The organism is Spirochaetaceae bacterium (genome assembly GCA_009784515.1).
In the GTDB taxonomy this organism is placed as follows: domain Bacteria; phylum Spirochaetota; class Spirochaetia; order WRBN01; family WRBN01; genus WRBN01.
In genome coordinates, this window is the sequence record WRBN01000041.1 from 1 (window position 1) to 15,929 (window position 15,929).

General features: G+C 40.2%; 15 protein-coding genes and 1 other RNA gene. 10 read left to right on the forward strand and 6 right to left on the reverse strand.

Annotation, left to right across the window (positions count from 1 at the left end; all coding sequences use genetic code 11):
- Positions 1 to 589: 589 nt before the first annotated feature.
- The gene (gene fusA, locus FWE37_05675; GenBank protein ID MCL2520474.1) at positions 590 to 2,671 is read right to left on the reverse strand and encodes an elongation factor G; all 2,082 of its coding nucleotides are present in this window, start codon (positions 2,669 to 2,671) and stop codon (positions 590 to 592) included.
- Between the two features lie 254 nt (positions 2,672 to 2,925).
- On the opposite strand from fusA, the gene FWE37_05680 reads away from it, so the two are divergent.
- Complete coding sequence (locus FWE37_05680) at positions 2,926 to 4,638, forward strand: phospho-sugar mutase (GenBank protein ID MCL2520475.1); 1,713 nt, start codon at positions 2,926 to 2,928, stop codon at positions 4,636 to 4,638.
- A 56-nt stretch (positions 4,639 to 4,694) separates the two neighbouring features.
- Here the strand turns inward: FWE37_05680 and FWE37_05685 are convergent, their stop codons facing one another.
- Positions 4,695 to 6,470 (reverse strand): methyl-accepting chemotaxis protein, encoded by a 1,776-nt coding sequence (locus FWE37_05685; protein MCL2520476.1) that lies wholly within the window; start codon positions 6,468 to 6,470, stop codon positions 4,695 to 4,697.
- 201 nt (positions 6,471 to 6,671) lie between these two features.
- Between FWE37_05685 and ffs the strand changes: the two genes are divergently transcribed.
- Positions 6,672 to 6,769, forward strand: an RNA gene (gene ffs, locus FWE37_05690) — signal recognition particle sRNA small type.
- Between the two features lie 114 nt (positions 6,770 to 6,883).
- Here ffs and FWE37_05695 read toward each other — a convergent pair.
- Positions 6,884 to 7,426, reverse strand: a complete 543-nt coding sequence (locus FWE37_05695; GenBank protein MCL2520477.1) for an NAD(P)H-dependent oxidoreductase — start codon at positions 7,424 to 7,426, stop codon at positions 6,884 to 6,886.
- Positions 7,427 to 7,582: 156 nt separating this feature from the next.
- On the opposite strand from FWE37_05695, the gene FWE37_05700 reads away from it, so the two are divergent.
- From FWE37_05700 to FWE37_05720, 5 genes are all read left to right on the forward strand, one after another.
- The gene (locus FWE37_05700; protein MCL2520478.1) at positions 7,583 to 8,542 is read left to right on the forward strand and encodes an iron-sulfur cluster assembly scaffold protein; all 960 of its coding nucleotides are present in this window, start codon (positions 7,583 to 7,585) and stop codon (positions 8,540 to 8,542) included.
- A 230-nt stretch (positions 8,543 to 8,772) separates the two neighbouring features.
- Complete coding sequence (locus FWE37_05705; protein MCL2520479.1) at positions 8,773 to 10,314, forward strand: AbgT family transporter; 1,542 nt, start codon at positions 8,773 to 8,775, stop codon at positions 10,312 to 10,314.
- Positions 10,315 to 10,442: 128 nt separating this feature from the next.
- Complete coding sequence (locus FWE37_05710) at positions 10,443 to 10,748, forward strand: type II toxin-antitoxin system RelE/ParE family toxin (protein MCL2520480.1); 306 nt, start codon at positions 10,443 to 10,445, stop codon at positions 10,746 to 10,748.
- A gap of 1 nt (position 10,749) precedes the next feature.
- Positions 10,750 to 11,046 (forward strand): hypothetical protein, encoded by a 297-nt coding sequence (locus tag FWE37_05715; protein MCL2520481.1) that lies wholly within the window; start codon positions 10,750 to 10,752, stop codon positions 11,044 to 11,046.
- Positions 11,047 to 11,325: 279 nt separating this feature from the next.
- The gene (locus FWE37_05720; GenBank protein ID MCL2520482.1) at positions 11,326 to 11,808 is read left to right on the forward strand and encodes a hypothetical protein; all 483 of its coding nucleotides are present in this window, start codon (positions 11,326 to 11,328) and stop codon (positions 11,806 to 11,808) included.
- Between the two features lie 36 nt (positions 11,809 to 11,844).
- On the opposite strand, the gene fabZ is transcribed toward FWE37_05720, so the two are convergent.
- Both fabZ and FWE37_05730 read right to left on the reverse strand, forming a co-directional pair.
- Positions 11,845 to 12,270: a 3-hydroxyacyl-ACP dehydratase FabZ gene (gene fabZ, locus FWE37_05725; protein ID MCL2520483.1), complete on the reverse strand. Its 426-nt coding sequence runs from the start codon at positions 12,268 to 12,270 to the stop codon at positions 11,845 to 11,847.
- Positions 12,271 to 12,274: 4 nt separating this feature from the next.
- Complete coding sequence (locus FWE37_05730) at positions 12,275 to 12,928, reverse strand: hypothetical protein (GenBank protein ID MCL2520484.1); 654 nt, start codon at positions 12,926 to 12,928, stop codon at positions 12,275 to 12,277.
- A 161-nt stretch (positions 12,929 to 13,089) separates the two neighbouring features.
- Here FWE37_05730 and FWE37_05735 point away from each other — a divergent pair, with 161 nt between their 5' ends.
- Positions 13,090 to 13,380, forward strand: coding sequence for a hypothetical protein (locus FWE37_05735; GenBank protein MCL2520485.1), 291 nt, complete (start codon positions 13,090 to 13,092; stop codon positions 13,378 to 13,380).
- A gap of 22 nt (positions 13,381 to 13,402) precedes the next feature.
- Here the strand turns inward: FWE37_05735 and FWE37_05740 are convergent, their stop codons facing one another.
- On the reverse strand, positions 13,403 to 14,416 hold the full coding sequence (locus FWE37_05740) for an NAD-dependent epimerase/dehydratase family protein (protein ID MCL2520486.1): 1,014 nt from the start codon (positions 14,414 to 14,416) through the stop codon (positions 13,403 to 13,405).
- Positions 14,417 to 14,621: 205 nt separating this feature from the next.
- Between FWE37_05740 and FWE37_05745 the strand changes: the two genes are divergently transcribed.
- Together FWE37_05745 and FWE37_05750 are read left to right on the forward strand one after the other, a co-directional pair.
- A complete protein-coding gene (locus FWE37_05745; protein MCL2520487.1) occupies positions 14,622 to 14,990 on the forward strand; it encodes a type II restriction endonuclease in 369 nt (122 codons plus the stop codon).
- A 2-nt stretch (positions 14,991 to 14,992) separates the two neighbouring features.
- Positions 14,993 to 15,820 (forward strand): adenine-specific methyltransferase EcoRI family protein, encoded by an 828-nt coding sequence (locus tag FWE37_05750; GenBank protein ID MCL2520488.1) that lies wholly within the window; start codon positions 14,993 to 14,995, stop codon positions 15,818 to 15,820.
- Positions 15,821 to 15,929 lie beyond the last annotated feature (109 nt).

Genomic DNA, 15,929 nt, shown 5'->3' on the forward strand with positions numbered 1-15,929 from the left:
CAAACTATGCGCGACCATTTACGTAATAATGGTTTTAATGCTTTTGCAGCTATGAACAGCGAGGGTGTTATCCGTATAGAGATACGCGGCGTGCCGCGCGCAGAAGCCGATGCTTATGTAGAGCGGCTGCGCCGGGTGGGGATAGAAAACCCGCTGGTAAGAAGGTAGTTTATTATTAGTTATCAAGAAAAAATATATTATCATCAGACCAGTCAACCCAAATGAATTTAACGGGGACTATAAAGTTTTGCCCATCAAAGGGAAAGCTTAGTATGTAACGTTTTTCATACCATTGGTCCATCACTTCCTAGTTACCTTCCAATAATGAAAAAAAGTTTATAAAAAAATAAAGTTTTTAGCACAAAATCTCTCCTTTAAGCAAAAGCTTGTTAAAATAAGTTTTATGTGTTAAAGTACGGCTATAAGCCTAAGGGCTTTGGTAAACAGAACGCTTTCGTATAAGGAAAATCCTATATGGAGGTGTAAAAAATGTATGTAAGTGAAAAGAAACTACTACGAGCATTGTTGTTTACCGCATATATGCTCGTAATAGCCTTACAACGGTTGTATTAATTACAACCTACATTAACTATTCACTTTTACCGGCATTTTTACCGTACTTTTTAATTAGCTCTTCGCTTACATTAGCAGGGGCTTTGGCATATTTAGCAAATTCCATACTAAATTCGGCTTTCCCTTGCGTGTTGCTGCGTAAGGTGGTGCTGTAACCAAACATTTCGCTAAGCGGCACTTCACTTTCAATCACGCAGTTTTTGCCTTCTTCGGTACTGCCGAGTATCATACCACGCCGTTGGTTAATGGTTCCTAAAATAGTCCCCTGAAACTCGCTTGGTCCTTCAACCACTACTTTCATAATAGGTTCAAGGATTTGCGGCCCAGCTTTTAGGTAAGCCTCACGGAAACCGCCGCGGGCGGCAACTTGGAAGGCCATATCGCTACTGTCTACCGGGTGGTATTGGCCGTCATTAATGGTACATTTAACACCTACGATAGGGAAACCGATAAGCCCGCCCTTATCGAGGCAGCTCTTAAAGCCTTTATCACAGCTCGGTACAAATTCGGTGGGGATAACACCACCCTTAATGCTGTTCACAAATTCGTATTCGCCTTCCATTGGGTCGATAAATCCGGCCACACGTGCATATTGGCCGCTACCGCCGGTTTGCTTTTTGTGAATGTAATTAAAATCGGCGTGTTTGGTGATGGTTTCGCGGTAAGCTACCTGCGGCGCACCGGTGGTAACTTCGGCTTTATACTCACGCTTCATACGTTCAATGTATACTTCAAGGTGTAGCTCACCCATACCTTGCACAATGGTTTCGTTACTTTCGGGGTCAACAAAGGTGCGGAAGGTGGGGTCTTCTTTGGTAAAGCGGTTAAGAGCTTTGGCCATATTATCGGCGGCTTTTTTATCAACAGGCTTTACCGAAAGGCTGATAACGGGGGCCGGCACGTACATACTGGTTAAGCTGTAATTTACCTTTGGGCTACAAAAGGTGTCGCCGCTGGCACAATCAATACCAAAAAGGGCGGCAATATCACCGGCCGGCGATTCGCTAATGTCGCTCATTTCGTTACTGTGCATACGTACAAGGCGGCCAACTTTAAATTTCTTTTGGGTGCGGCTGTTAATAAGCTCATCACCTTTTTTAATGGTCCCCTGATAAACGCGTATGTAGGTAACCTGCCCGTATTGGCCATCGTCTAATTTAAAGGCAAGGGCTACGGTAGGTTTGGTAGCATCGCTGGCTAAAATTACTTCGGCTTCGTTATTAGCAAGGTCTAGGGCTTTGTTGGTAACTTCGGCCGGGTTAGGTAAGTAGCTAATAACGCCATCTAACACCGGTTGCACGCCTTTATTTTTGTAGGCGCTGCCCATCATTACCGGCACTAATTGCTCGGCGATGGTCCCTTTGCGGATAGCGGCTTTAATTAAATCGCTGGGAATGCTTGCGCCATGCTCATCTTCCATCACCATTTCCATCAGCTCATCGCTAAAGGCGCTAACGCTATCCAGCATTTGAGCACGGTACTTTAAAGCGTCTTCTTTCATGTTGGCAGGAATTTCGCCCACTTCAAATTTTCCTTCGTCATCAAAGGTGATAGCTTTCATTTCAATTAAATCTACTACACCTTTAAATTGGTCTTCTAGGCCAATCGGTATTTGAATAAGCACCGAGTTTAAGTTAAGCTTATCGCGCAGTTGTTCTTTAACCCTAAAAGGGTTAGCACCGGTGCGGTCGCACTTATTAACAAAGGCAATGCGCGGCACATGGTAACGTTTAAGCTGCCTGTCTACCGTAATAGATTGGCTTTGCACACCGGCTACCGAACATAGCACTAAAATAGCGCCGTCTAATACACGTAAGCTGCGCTCTACTTCAATGGTAAAGTCGACGTGGCCGGGTGTATCAATTAAGTTAATGTCGTTATCGTCCCAGCTAATGTTGGTAGCGGCGCTGGTAATGGTAATACCGCGTTCGCGCTCCAGCTCCATGTGGTCCATAGTGGCCCCAACGCCGTCTTTCCCTTTAACATCGTGAATGGCATGAATTTTGTTGCTAAAAAACAAAATACGTTCTGATAGGGTAGTTTTGCCCGAATCGATATGGGCGCTAATACCAATATTACGTACCTTTTGAATGTCCATAAAATTTCCTCAATATTCCTTAAATTATTTGCTAAACCATTATATTGATAACTAAAACTTTTGGCAAGGCCACTAGAGGTTTTTGTAGAGGTAAAGGGTTAATTAATTTTGATAAAAGAGGATAAATAGATAGGTAGCATTGTAAATTATCGACAGGGGCTATGCTGTCTAAAAGAAAAAATTTAGTAATTTAAAATTTGCCATCTTACATTTTGTGTGCTATAATTAAGCAATATACTTATTAAGAGGGTTTTATGAGCGAACTACAAATAAAATTAAATAGTTATTTACAGCAAGAAACCAATCCTATCTTTTTGAAAGAAGCGGAAGGGGTAAAAACGAACGAAGCCGAATTGGCCGAGCGGTTTAGCAGCTATCTGGCTTTTGGCACCGGCGGTATGCGCGGCTTAATTGGCGCAGGGTACAGCCGTTTAAATCCTTACACCATTAAACGGGCCGGGCAAGGGGTGGCTAATTACCTTAAAAAAGCCTATCCTAATAAGCCGCTTAAAGTAGCCATTAGTTACGATACCCGCAACTACAGCGAGCTTTTTGCTAAAGAAACGGCTTTAATCTTTGCGGCTAACGGCTTTACGGCTTACTTAAGTGATGCAGCCCGCCCTGTACCGTTGCTTAGTTTTGCTGTGCGCCATTACGAGGCCGATGTAGGTATTATGATAACGGCCAGCCATAACCCGCCGGCTTACAACGGTTACAAAGTTTACGGCAGCGATGGTTGCCAAGTGCTGCCGCCGCACGATGTAGGTATAGAGGACGAAGTTGGTAAAGTAATCGCTATTAATAATATTAACTATGATGAGGCGGTAAACAAAGGGCTCATTATTACCATAGGGGAGCAGTTAGATAAAGCTTACGGCCAGTTAGTGCAAGGTTTGTGGCGTTATATAGATTACAACCCGCTGGACCAAATAGAAGCCGAAGATAGCAGCCTAACCCCAGCGAGCGATGTTAAACTTAATCCTGCCGGTTATACCATCAGTTATACGCCGTTACATGGCAGCGGTTATTTGCCTGTTTATAATAATTTAACTAAAGCCGGCTTTAAGGTTGTGATACCGGAGGCGCAAAGGCTGCCCGATGGCAACTTTCCTACCGTTAAAGTGCCTAACCCCGAATACGCCGAAACTTTACAGCTAGCCATCGAGCTGGCAAAAAAAGAAAAGGCCGCCTTAGTACTGGCTACCGACCCCGATGCCGATAGGTTAGGCCTTGCCGTTTTACATAACGGCGAATATAAACTGTTGACCGGTAACCAAATAGGGGCCTTGCTTTTAGATTATCTTTGCCATAGCCGCAAGGAACAACACGAACTGCCGGCCGGTAGCTATTTTGCCAACACTATTGTTACCAGTAATTTGCAAAATTTAATTGCTAAAAGTTATGGTTTAAAAGATTACCGCCTGCTTACCGGCTTTAAATATATTGGCGAAACCATCGCTAAAGAGAGCGGCGTTTTTATCTTTGGCTGCGAAGAAAGTTACGGCTACTTAGCCACCCCAGAGGTGCGTGATAAAGATGCCGTTTCGGCAGCTTTGCTTACCGCCGAGATGGCTTTGTATTATAGTAAGCAAGGTAAAACTTTACTGGATAAACTTAACGAGTTATATACAAAGTTTGGTTACTTTGAGGAACACCAAGTAGCCCACGATTTTCCCGGCCTTGCCGGCTTAAAAGCTATGCAAACCCTTATAACCAAGCTGCGGCATAATCCTGTAAATTGGCCGGAGGCTACCGTTAAGATAATTGATTACTTAAAAGATACCGATTTACCCAAAAGTGATGTGCTGGAATATAACTTAGCCGGCGGCACCAAAGTTATTGTACGGCCCAGCGGCACCGAGCCTAAAATTAAATTTTATATTTTGGCCCAAGGCGAGGATAAAGCAGCTATTGATGTGTTAGTAACGGCCATTAAAAAGATAATTAATGAGTTATTAACGGTTTAAATTTAACTTTTTTATCTACCGTGTGTAAACAAAATCCGCACGGTAGATAAAGCTGTTTAGCTGGGTTCCGCTTCTGGCTCTTTAGCTGTGTTAAGCAGTTCGGCTATACGCACGCTGGCATCTTGTACATTTTCCACTCGTTTTTTAACGGTTTCCGAGCTTTCGTCTAGCTGCTGCATATCTTGGTTAATAATTTCGCTTTGTTTAAGTATGGCTGCAGCTCCGTCTCCAACATTTTCGATAGTTTTTTGAATAGTCTTAAGAGCCTCGATAATTTGCGCACTGCCCTCTTCTTGTTTAGCAGCGGTGGTATTTACCATATTAAAAACAAGACCAAAAGATTTATCCATTTCTTTAATTTCGTCAAAAATTAAGTTCATGGTATCAACAGTTTCGCTGGATACGGTACCTACCTGCGAAATGCGGCGTTCAATTTCGCTAATCCGCAGCGAAATATTACCAGATTCTTTAGCCGAAAGCTCGGCCAATTTACGTATTTCGCCGGCTACAACGGCAAAACCTTTACCGGCTTCGCCGGCGTGAGCCGCCGAGATAGCGGCATTCATAGCTAAAATATTGGTACGGCCGGTAATATCCGCGATACTTTTGTTGGCAACTTGTAAAGCTACAGCCTCTGTTTCAATTTGCCTTACTTCCTCTGCTAAACGTAAAAGCATAGCGTGGCCTTCGGCCGAAGTTCTGCTAAGGGCATCGGTGGTTTTGCTGGCATCTTGCACCATCGGGCTTAAGGCTTCTGTGCCTGCTATCATTTGCTGCACCGTTTGCGAGGAATTGGTTACCTGTGAAGCTTGCAGCTTAATGGCTTGGTTTAGAGCATCGATAGAATTAGTAATTTCGTTTACCGAAGTGGAGGTACGTACAATCGCTAATTTTTGCAAATCGGTACTATCCTGCATATTTTTTATACTATCGTTGATAGAACCTAAGTTATCTAACGAACTGACAATTATCCCGTTAAGTTGTTCGCTGCGCCCCGATGCCTGTAAAAGGTGGTCGTTAAGTTTATTAATATTGGTTTTAAGGCTATTGCGTATCTCCATTAAAGCCTTTTGGATAAGCCCCAGCTCGTCTTTACGATAGCTGCTGAAGCCGGCAGCAAAATTCATTTTAGCTAAGGCATCGGCTATTTCCTCTATATTTTGTACGGTGGCGCTAAAAGATACCGAAACAAGAAAGGCAAAAACTAAGGATATAACTAAAGAGATTGCTAAAGTAATAAAAAAGGTAATAAGTGAACGGGTTCTTAAGTCATTAACATCTCGCACATTAAAGTCGGCAGCCCATACGGCGATAACTTGCCCGGCTTCCCAAATGGGTAAAAAGGCCGTTACTAAGGTGCCCCATTCCGGGTCGATGTATTGGTTTGTTAGGGTTACTATTCCCGTATTAAAGGCAGCGCTAAGTTCTGGCGGTACCTCTCCCCATTCCTCTACATCGATAACACCCGGCGTATCATAACTAGAGGCAAGAAAGTAATAGCTTCTGTTAGCCGCTGTGCCGCGCCTTTCCACTAAGTAAACATAGGCTAAATCGAAAGTACTGGCTATTTTAACTAAAGTGGTGGTAAGGCTTTCATGAAAAGCGCTCGATTCGCTACCGGCATCTTCGGCAGTTAAATAATTTACTTGGCTGCTCTCTATAGGGTGTAAGGCAGCAACCAAGTTTACCGCATTGGTTAAGGTGCTTTCGTAACTTTGGCGCACAAAGTTTTGGTATTGGTTAAAAATAGGCAAAGCGGCGCTAATAAAAATTAGTGCACCTAATCCTAGAAAAAGAAAAAAGAATTTCCATCTTAAGCTATGTATTCCCATAATTTTAATTAATACTCCTATTTAAGTAAACGGTATTATGGTTAGTTTAACTTTACGTTTTACAGTAAAATTTTACTTTATCAGATAATTTGATTTTTTACTAGTACCTATAAGGGGTTTTAAAAAAATTAAGCTTAAAATGTAAAGCTGCAAGTAACTTGACAAAACCTTTACGGGTATGTTAAGGTAAAGCTGCCTTTAAGTTAGGCCACGTGCGGCTGTTATTAGCCAAACCTTGTCAGGTCCGGAAGGAAGCAGCAATAGGTTAAGTACAGGGCGATGCGTTAAGCTTAACTTAAAGGCTTTTTTATACAATTAAAAGGTAAAAGTTGAGAACTGATAGTTGACAAACACAGAATAAGAGTTACAATCTTTCAGTTTTCAGTTTTCAGTTTTCAGTTTTCAGTTTTCAGTTATAAGCTATTAATGGCCGTAGGTTTATCGCTATTAAACTGTTGTAGTAATTTAGTCCCGGCCTCTTCGTAATCGGTAGTAGTTTTATGATAAACACCATACAAAGCATACGCAGGGTAGTAAGTTAGGCCGCATAAATGGCTAATAGCTTGCCAGTGGGCTAAAAAAATATCTAAAGGGTAACAGTTGCGGCCTTGTGTGCGGTAAATTTCGGCTACGCCGCCGCAGCTGGCGGCAATGAGTAGCTCTTTACCTTTTAAAGCGTGCCGGCTGCCGTAAGCAAAACCATCTAAGATAATATCTTCGCACCATTTTTTAACCAATGAAGGCTCGCCGTACCAGCGGATAGGAAAAATAAGTATTATTCTATCGTGATTGGCCAATAATTGTTGTTCGGCAGCTACATCAAAACACCAGTTACTCTGGGCATTTATTAATTTGTGCAGGGTTATATCACCTTGTTGTTCAAAATATTTAAACCAAGCGGCGCTTACCTGCGAGCTTGCCCAATCGGGGTGACCAAAGATAGCTAGCTTTTTCATTGTTTTCTCTCCTGTACTTTTATAAAATACACCCTAAAGATAATATTATCTTAAAAAAAAGCTAGCAATTTTTGATAAATTAGATTATATTTAATAAAAGTATTATTATTTTAATTTTTAAAGAGGCGGCTTTTAACCGTTATCGAGGGAGTTTAAATGCCAAAAGACGATTTAATTGGGGGCTCGTTGTGGGAGCGTTATAGTAGCAAGGTGGCGGCGCGTATGAACGATCCGCAGGCACGCGGTGAGCTGACGGAGGAAGATGCTCAAAAATTAGACGGCCGTCTTATCGTGGCCGACTATGGGGCCGAAAGCTGCGGCGATGCCGTTAGGTTATATTGGGTAGTATCACCGCAGGGTAAAATATTAGCGGCCAAATTTAAAAGTTTTGGTTGCGGTACGGCCATCGCAGCCAGTGATATGATGGTAGAAATGACTATTGGTAAAACCGTTGACGAAGCGGTGCAAATTACCAATATAGATGTAGAGCAAGCTTTGCGTGATAACCCCGATGAAGCCGCCGTGCCGCCGCAAAAAATGCATTGCAGCGTAATGGCCTACGATGTGATAAAAGAAGCCGCCGCTATTTATTATGGTAAAGAAAAAAGCGACTTTGACGACAACGAAATAGTTTGCGAATGCGCCCGGGTTAAGCTGCGTACCATTAAAGATGCCATACGTATTAATAATTTAACTACCGTAGAAGAAATTACCAACTATACCAAAGCCGGCGCTTTTTGTAAAAGCTGCGTAAAACCCGGCGGCCACGAAGCCAAAAAATATTATTTAGTAGATATTTTACGCGAAACTCGGGCCGAAATGGCTAAAGAAGCCGGCGAAGAGCCTGCCGCTTTAAAATTTGAAGATTTATCGGGCTTTCAGCAGGGCAAGAGGTTAGAGGAATATTTACAGGCCGAAATTTTACCTTTGTTAGCCCGTGATGGCGGCAGCGCTACTATAGCCGATTTTAGCGCCCAAGATGGCCGCTTTATTGTTAAGCTAAAATTCGCTGGAGCCTGCGCCGGCTGTGCCGGAGCAAATACCGGTACGCGTACGGCTATCGAGCTGGCTATGCAAAGTGATATTTCGCCCAATATTAAAGTGGAGCTGGTATAAAAAGCCGTTTTTAATAAATACTACATATTGTAGCAGAAGCCCTCCACCGGAGGGTTTTACTTTTCTTATACATTTTTATTTTAATTAATAGTAATAAGTTATAATTTGTGTATCATTATTATACAATTTATTTGTATATTCTTTATTGACACTTTCTATATATCGTATTAAACTAAAATGTCAAATTTAATACAAATAGATGACAACTGTAAAACGAAGGAGGATTTTTCGTGAACAAATTAGCTAAAAAAGGCTTAGGTATGCGTATGCTCGATAACATCGAGCGGGTAGGTAACAAATTACCGCACCCGGCTACACTCTTTGCCATTTTAACCTTAGCGGTTATTTTAATTTCTACTTTATTGTGGGCTCTTGGGGTTAGCGTTAGCTTTACCCAAATTGTGGCCGGCGAAGCTACCGAACGTACCGTAGCGGTGATGGGCTTGCTTTCTCCCGATGGTATTAGGTATATGGTTACCAGCTTTGTCAGTAACTTTGTGCTCTTCCCGCCGCTGGGTATGGTGCTTATTGCTATGGTGGGTGTTACCATCGCCGAAGGCAGCGGTTTAATTGATGCCAGCTTGCGTAACATTGTGCTTAAAGCTCCAAAACGTTTAATTACCGTGATTGTGGTTTTTGCCGGTATTATGAGCAGCATTGCTGCCGACGTAGGTTATGTTGTACTTATTCCTTTAGGTGCCGTTATTTTTGCCGCCAGCGGCCGTCACCCGCTAGCGGGCTTAGCCGCTGCTTTTGCCGGTGTTAGCGCCGCTTTTTGCGCCAGCTTGCTTATTACTCCGCTTGACGCCCTGCTGGGCGGTATTACTCAAGCCGCCGCTCAAATTATGATACCCGATTATATCGTAACGCCCGCCGCTAACTTATTTTTTAATATGGTTAGTACCGTCTTTTTAACGATACTGGCTACTATTATTACCGAAAAGATTGTTGAGCCCCGTTTGCCCAAGTGGGAGGGCGGTAATAACGAAACCATCGAGCAGCTAACCCCGCTGCAAAAGAAAGGGCTGCGTAACGCTACCATCAGTATTATTCTTTTTGCCGTACTTATGGCCTTAACTATTGTGCCTAGCTGGGGTATTTTACGTAACCCTACTACGGGCGGCATTTTAATATCGCCCTTTTTTACCGGCCTTATTACCATTATGATGTTGTTTTTTATGATACCCGGTATTGTTTATGGCCGTACCGTAGGTACAATTAAGAACGATAAAGATGTTATTGGTTTAATGGGTAAAAGCTTTGCCGATATGAGCAGTTATTTAGTTTTAGTATTTTTCTCGGCTCAATTTATTGCTTACTTTACACAATCTAACTTAGGCACCTTAATTGCCGTTGGCGGCGGTAACTTTTTACAGGCAATGGGTATTGGCGGCGTACCGCTGATTATTGCTTTTTTACTTATTGTTACCGTTGTTAACCTTTTTATTGGCTCGGCTTCGGCTAAATGGGCGCTTTTGGCCCCCGTTTTTGTACCGATGTTTATGGTGGTTGGTTGGTCGCCCGAATTTGTACAGGCACTTTACAGGGTAGCCGATAGCTCTACTACCATTATTACGCCTTTACTAAGTTACTTTGCTTTAATTTTAACTTTTATGCAAAAGTACGACCCTAAAGCCGGTATCGGTAGTTTAACGGCCCTAATGATGCCTTATGCCGTACTCTTCCTGTTCTTTTGGGGATTATTGGCTATTGTTTGGTATCTTACCGGTGTACCGGTTGGTCCCGGAGCTCCTATCTTTTTGCTTCGTTAAAAGAACCAAAGCCCTCCATCGGAGGGCTTTGGTTATATATTTATTGCTAAAGTGCAAGAGCAAGTTAAAAGTTATTTAGATAAATTGTCAATATTGACATATAAGATAAATAGAGTTACACCTTACAAGTGAAAGAAGTATTACGCACTAAAGCTTATATTAAGTGGTTTGATAAACTTAAAGATGATACAGCTAAAAAATACATAAGAAGCCGTACAGTTAGTTTGCAACAAGGTTACGCTGGTAATAGTAAGTTTATTGTTGATAGTAATGGTATTTATGAGCTTCGTATCCATTATGCTAAAGGCTATAGATTATATTACAAAGAAATTAAAGGCCAGATAATTTTATTACTTTTAGGTGGAGTTAAGGATAGCCAAGCCGAAGATATTAAACGGGCCAAGAAGTTAGCTAATAACTATAAAGAGGTGTAAAATGGAAAAAGAACAGGAACTTGAAGAGTTAGGCTTAATTGAAGAAGATTTTGAAGCTACTAAATGGAATTTAGCAGATGATCTTGATAGTCAAGAAGAGGTTCTGGCTAACATCAAATTTGCCCTAGAACAAAATGATTTTAACTTTTTAATAGCTATATTAGAGGCTCTACCGCGCAGTAAGGCTGCTTCTGTTTTTAATCTAAGCCATAATGATAAAGCTACTACCAATAGCTTACTGAGCAAATTGGGTATACAAATAAAGCTAGAAAATGTTAATGCGGTCGCCATAAGCTAATACTAAAGACGAGTAAAAATTATAAATACCTGTTTATTATCAAAATTATAAACCTTTAGAGGAAGCGCTAAAAATATAAGCTAGGCATTAAACCTAGCTTTTCTATTCTTTAGTAGCCTGTTCAACTAAACAAGCAGTTAATCCTTACAAAGTAGTACTTAGCTATTAATTTAAGTAATGAAATACTTATAATGTTCTTTATTATTATTAGTGCATTTATTTGACAAATAACTTAAAATAGTTTATACTTTTTGTAGTTTTAAGGAAAATGGAGGATTTATGAAAAAAATTTTAACTATGTTATCACTTGTACTCGTTTTATTAGTTGGCTGTAATCCTAAAGAGCCGGAACTTGTTCATTATTACGATTTATTTTTAACAGATGTTTCTGTTGGGGCTTATAATCAATTAATTGCTGATAATTTTGTGCGCAGTACGGTTTACAGCGGGAGTAGAGCCCAGCAAATGTTGAATATTATTGCTAATAACCCTACCGCTAACCCCGATTTTATTTATCATGAAAGACGTACTATAGAGCAAACTTTAACATGGCTTAGCAGCTTTAATTTACCCAGCGCTTTAGGCAGCTTAGCAAAAGATAGTATGACAGCTTATTATTATATTGGTCAAGATAATTATTATTATGCTGTTTTTGTAGAAGATGTTACCAATAATAGAGCAAGACACGGGTTAAATAGTTACTTAGGTAATTTGGTTATTTCGCAAAACGAAACTATGCAACTCACCAAAATAGCTCAATAATGACAAATACCCCCTTTAATAAAGGGGGTATACCTATTAGCTTTGAGCTTTACCCACTAAACATAACCAACTAGCCTCGCAGGCCAGCTCGTCTCCAATAAAAACTTTGCCCTCTTGTTTTAACATCGGGCCGCCGGCACGTAAGTTGGTAACTTCAAAGCGGGCCAATTCACCGGGCCTTACTTGCCGCCTAAATTTAGCTTTTTCGACACTGGCTAAAAAAAATAAATCGTCGTCTTTAATTAAGCCTGCCTCACGTACACCGGCCCCGCCGCATTGGGCTAGGGCCTCTACCAAAATGACGCCGGGTACCACCGGGTACTGCGGAAAGTGGCCGGCAAAAAAAGGCTCATCGGCGCTAAAAAGTTTTTCGCCTACTATCTCTTTTTCGTTTACACTAATTAAACGGTCTACAAATAAAAAGGGTTGGCGATGGGGGATAAGATTAATAATATCGGTCATTTGTTTATTCCTTCCTCAATTCGGCCGTCTCGGCTTCGATGGCGGCCAATCTTTGCTCTAATATTTCGGGTGAAAGTGTGGGTACAGCTTCTTCTTCGTTAAAAAATTCTACCGTACCAGAGGCAATATTACAAATAGCGGTAACAACTTTAATTTTACCGCTGGTTACAGCCTTATGGATAACCGGGCTTTTTAACAGCTCTTCTTTGCTAAGTAAGGTTACCTGTTTGGTTACAGTGTTTATATCTTTACCGGCAGCTAATTTACCGGCTTTTTTGAGGCTGTTTACCACTTTGCCTAAATCGCCCTCAAATTTCTGATTGTTTATAGCAGCTTCAATTATACCGCATTGGGTATGGCCCATTACCACAATTAAAGGCACATTTAAGTTGGTTACGGCAAATTCTAGCGAGCCTACCTGCGAGGAGGCGGCAATATTGCCGGCTACCCGCACCACAAAAATATCGCCAAAACCGGCGTTAAATAAAATTTCCGGTGGCACGCACGAATCGGCACAAGATAATATGGCCGCATAGGGGCTTTGTCCGGCAGTTAAGGGGGTTAAGCTGCTGTTATAACTTTTGTAATTACCGGCTAAAAAACGAGCGTTACCATCTTTTAAAGCGGTTAGGGCTTCGTTTGGTGTCGTATTCGACATAAAATTACCTCTTTCTAGAGTTTAGGGTATTTTTAGCAATTTGTCAATTATTATTTCTAATAGATTATCAGACTATTATAACAAGTATATTGGCTATAAAATGGTAAAAATTTTCTTTACATATTTATAAGCTGTGGTAAAATATAAATTGAGGGTAAAAAATGATAAAAAAATATATGGATAGACGCACTCATAAAAAGATAGAAGCCATTCAGTATTACGGCCCTAATAACGCAGTAAATTTAAAAGAAATTGAAGATTTAGTTATGCATACCTCTTACAAAACTATCAATTTTAAAGGTAATCGTTTTACCATTAACTCTTTTAGCTCTATCGGTATTAAAATTGAAGTAGAGGTTTTCCCGCTGGATTTTGTCGTAAGAGAAAATTACTCTAAATTTTACGCTTACAGTGCCGAAGACTTTATCAAAAATTACCAAGAACTAGATTAATAAACCCGGTAAAATTTGGCGGCTACTTTATTAATCCCAGTTGCTCAAAAGAGGCGGCGGCAGCGAGCATGGTTTGCTGCGGGGTGTGTTGCCGCCACTTTAAGAGTTCTTCGGCTTTTTGGCAGCTATGCGTGTAGCTGCGGTTAAGCATAGGCGTTAAGGCTCTTAAGGCCGGGACAAAGTTGGCCAAAAACCGCACGGTAAAGTTAGAAAAAACTTTTGCGGGGGCTTTACAGTGCGGGTAATGAGTGCGGTAAAGCTGAGCCACCTGCGGCATAGTAATGGTTTGGCTGGCCGCTAAAAAACGCTGGTTAATGGCGGCTTCGCTTTCTAAAGCTAAACGGTGCAAAACGGCTAAATCGCGCACATCACTTACCTCTAAAGGGATATTAATAGCTTTTGGTAAATTCCCATTAATTAACCTAAGTAACAAAGCTACACTGCTTGTATTACCCGCACTCATAATAGGGCCAAAAACGGCGCCGGGTAAGATAGTAGTTAATGGCAAATTGTTTTCTTTAGAAAATTTCCATGCAGCTCGTTCGGCCGCCAATTTAGAAAGGCGGTAAGGGTCTAGCTGGGGGTTATTTTCATCGCTCCAAAAACTTTCATCTAATATTACTTTACCAACGTTGGTTTTAGGAGTACAAGCCGCCAACGAAGAAGTCATGACCACTCGTTTAACCCCTGCCGTTACAGCATTTTGTAAAATATTAAGAGTACCGCCTTCGGCTACCGCCCGTAGTTGAGCCGCACTTTCTTTGCCCGAGCCTAAAGGCGAGGCCACATGGATAACCCCATCTGTTCCTGTAAAACCTTCTGTCCAGCCATCTTTGGTGGTTAAATCGGCCTTAAAAGCCGAAAGATATTCTAACTTATCGGGGCTGATAAAATTTTTAAGCTGCTCTTTTAAAGCCTTTAATTTAGCTAGATCGCGCAGGCTTACCCTTACGTGATAATCGTTGTTAAGAAATTCGTCTATAATAAAACCGGCGATATATCCGCCGCCGCCGGTAACGGCTACTGTTTTGTGCATATTTAACCTTGTGCTTTCATAAAAATTTAGCTGTGCAGGGTTTAAACCTGCCAAATTATGTGCATATATGTTAATTAGTGTACTTTATTCCATCTACGATGTCAATACGGTACATCATTAGGTAACTATCCTTTTATAGGCATTAAAAATCATTTTTTATTTACAAGAAATATTAGAATAATTCCTATTGAAATTACATTCATAAATGTCTATAATCTCTAATGAGATAAAAGAAGGCTCTAATTTCTTAACAAAAGATGTTATTGTTGCTAGACCAGATGGAAGGCAAGTATCTTTAATTCATAACTCAGGTGCATTAAATAGATTAGATAGATTGACAGCCGCAAATTACAGTATGAAAATAAACACCAATGTCTGTAAAAATAAAATTATAACTAATAAAGATGTAAGTGTTATGTTACAGGCAACATCAATTTACACGCAAGGAGATGGAAAAAAATGGGAGGTAAGTGAAATGTTAAATATAATGTTAGACATTGCTAAGACATCACTTCAAATGTTAGGGCGGGATATTTTTAATCAACTTACCAAATTTAAGAATTCCAAAAAATAATCATGCCAAGAACAGTAAATCGTTCTCTATTAGACAACGCTAAAAACAACAAAAACGATGAATTTTATACTCAATTTGTCGACATTGAGCGAGAGTTAAAACACTATAAAGAGCAGTTTGCGGGTAAGGTAATTTATTGCAACTGTGATGACCCCTATAAAAGCAACTTTTTTAAATATTTTGCTCTTAACTTTAACCATCTTAAACTTAAAAAACTTGTTACTACCTATTATACGAGGAAGAGCAAAAACTTAGAGCTTTTTGATAGTAAGGACTCTCAAGAAAAGAATATAAAATATTCTCATAAAATCATTGTTACCGAACAATTACCCAATACTAATGATAACCTAATCAATATAGAACATATTTTACATAACCCTAAAAATAGCTTTAGTAAACTTGAAGGTAATGGTGACTTTAGAAGCAATGAGTGCCTAACCTTACTTAAAGAAGCTGATATAGTGGTTACTAATCCTCCTTTTAGTTTATTTAGAGAATATATAGATACTCTAGTTAAATATAGTAAAAAATTTCTAATAATTAGCCCCGTTAATGCTCTTACATATAAAAATATTTATCCTTTAATAAAGGAAAATAAAATTTGGGTAGGAATAAATTTAGGGCGTGGTATATCAGGGTTTATTGTTCCTGAATATTATGAATTATATGGTTTAGAGACAAAAATAAATGAATATGGTGAAAGAATTATTTCACCTAATAATTGTATGTGGCTAACTAATTTGAATAATACTAAACGACAAGAATTTATCCCTCTTACTAAAAAATATATTGGCAATGAATTTGCGTATCCTCGTTATTGTATATGTTAAGCTATTCGAGGACAAGCTATAATGAAAGAAGGAGAAAGTTATGGCAGGTTCAAGGAATGAAATAGGGACACTAAACTCTTTAACGAAAGGGTTTATTCGTAACACAATA

Bases quoted from the DNA above. Each gene is read 5' to 3' on its own strand.
- FWE37_05715 (MCL2520481.1), top strand. From the start codon at position 10,750: ATGGAAAAAGAACAGGAACTTGAAGAGTTAGGCTTAATTGAAGAAGAT.
- FWE37_05685 (MCL2520476.1), bottom strand. From the start codon at position 6,470: ATGGGAATACATAGCTTAAGATGGAAATTCTTTTTTCTTTTTCTAGGA.
- fusA (MCL2520474.1), bottom strand. From the start codon at position 2,671: ATGGACATTCAAAAGGTACGTAATATTGGTATTAGCGCCCATATCGAT.
- FWE37_05745 (MCL2520487.1), top strand. From the start codon at position 14,622: ATGTCTATAATCTCTAATGAGATAAAAGAAGGCTCTAATTTCTTAACA.
- FWE37_05735 (MCL2520485.1), top strand. From the start codon at position 13,090: ATGATAAAAAAATATATGGATAGACGCACTCATAAAAAGATAGAAGCC.
- FWE37_05730 (MCL2520484.1), bottom strand. From the start codon at position 12,928: ATGTCGAATACGACACCAAACGAAGCCCTAACCGCTTTAAAAGATGGT.
- FWE37_05700 (MCL2520478.1), top strand. From the start codon at position 7,583: ATGCCAAAAGACGATTTAATTGGGGGCTCGTTGTGGGAGCGTTATAGT.
- FWE37_05750 (MCL2520488.1), top strand. From the start codon at position 14,993: ATGCCAAGAACAGTAAATCGTTCTCTATTAGACAACGCTAAAAACAAC.
- fabZ (MCL2520483.1), bottom strand. From the start codon at position 12,270: ATGACCGATATTATTAATCTTATCCCCCATCGCCAACCCTTTTTATTT.
- FWE37_05740 (MCL2520486.1), bottom strand. From the start codon at position 14,416: ATGCACAAAACAGTAGCCGTTACCGGCGGCGGCGGATATATCGCCGGT.
- FWE37_05720 (MCL2520482.1), top strand. From the start codon at position 11,326: ATGAAAAAAATTTTAACTATGTTATCACTTGTACTCGTTTTATTAGTT.
- FWE37_05680 (MCL2520475.1), top strand. From the start codon at position 2,926: ATGAGCGAACTACAAATAAAATTAAATAGTTATTTACAGCAAGAAACC.
- FWE37_05695 (MCL2520477.1), bottom strand. From the start codon at position 7,426: ATGAAAAAGCTAGCTATCTTTGGTCACCCCGATTGGGCAAGCTCGCAG.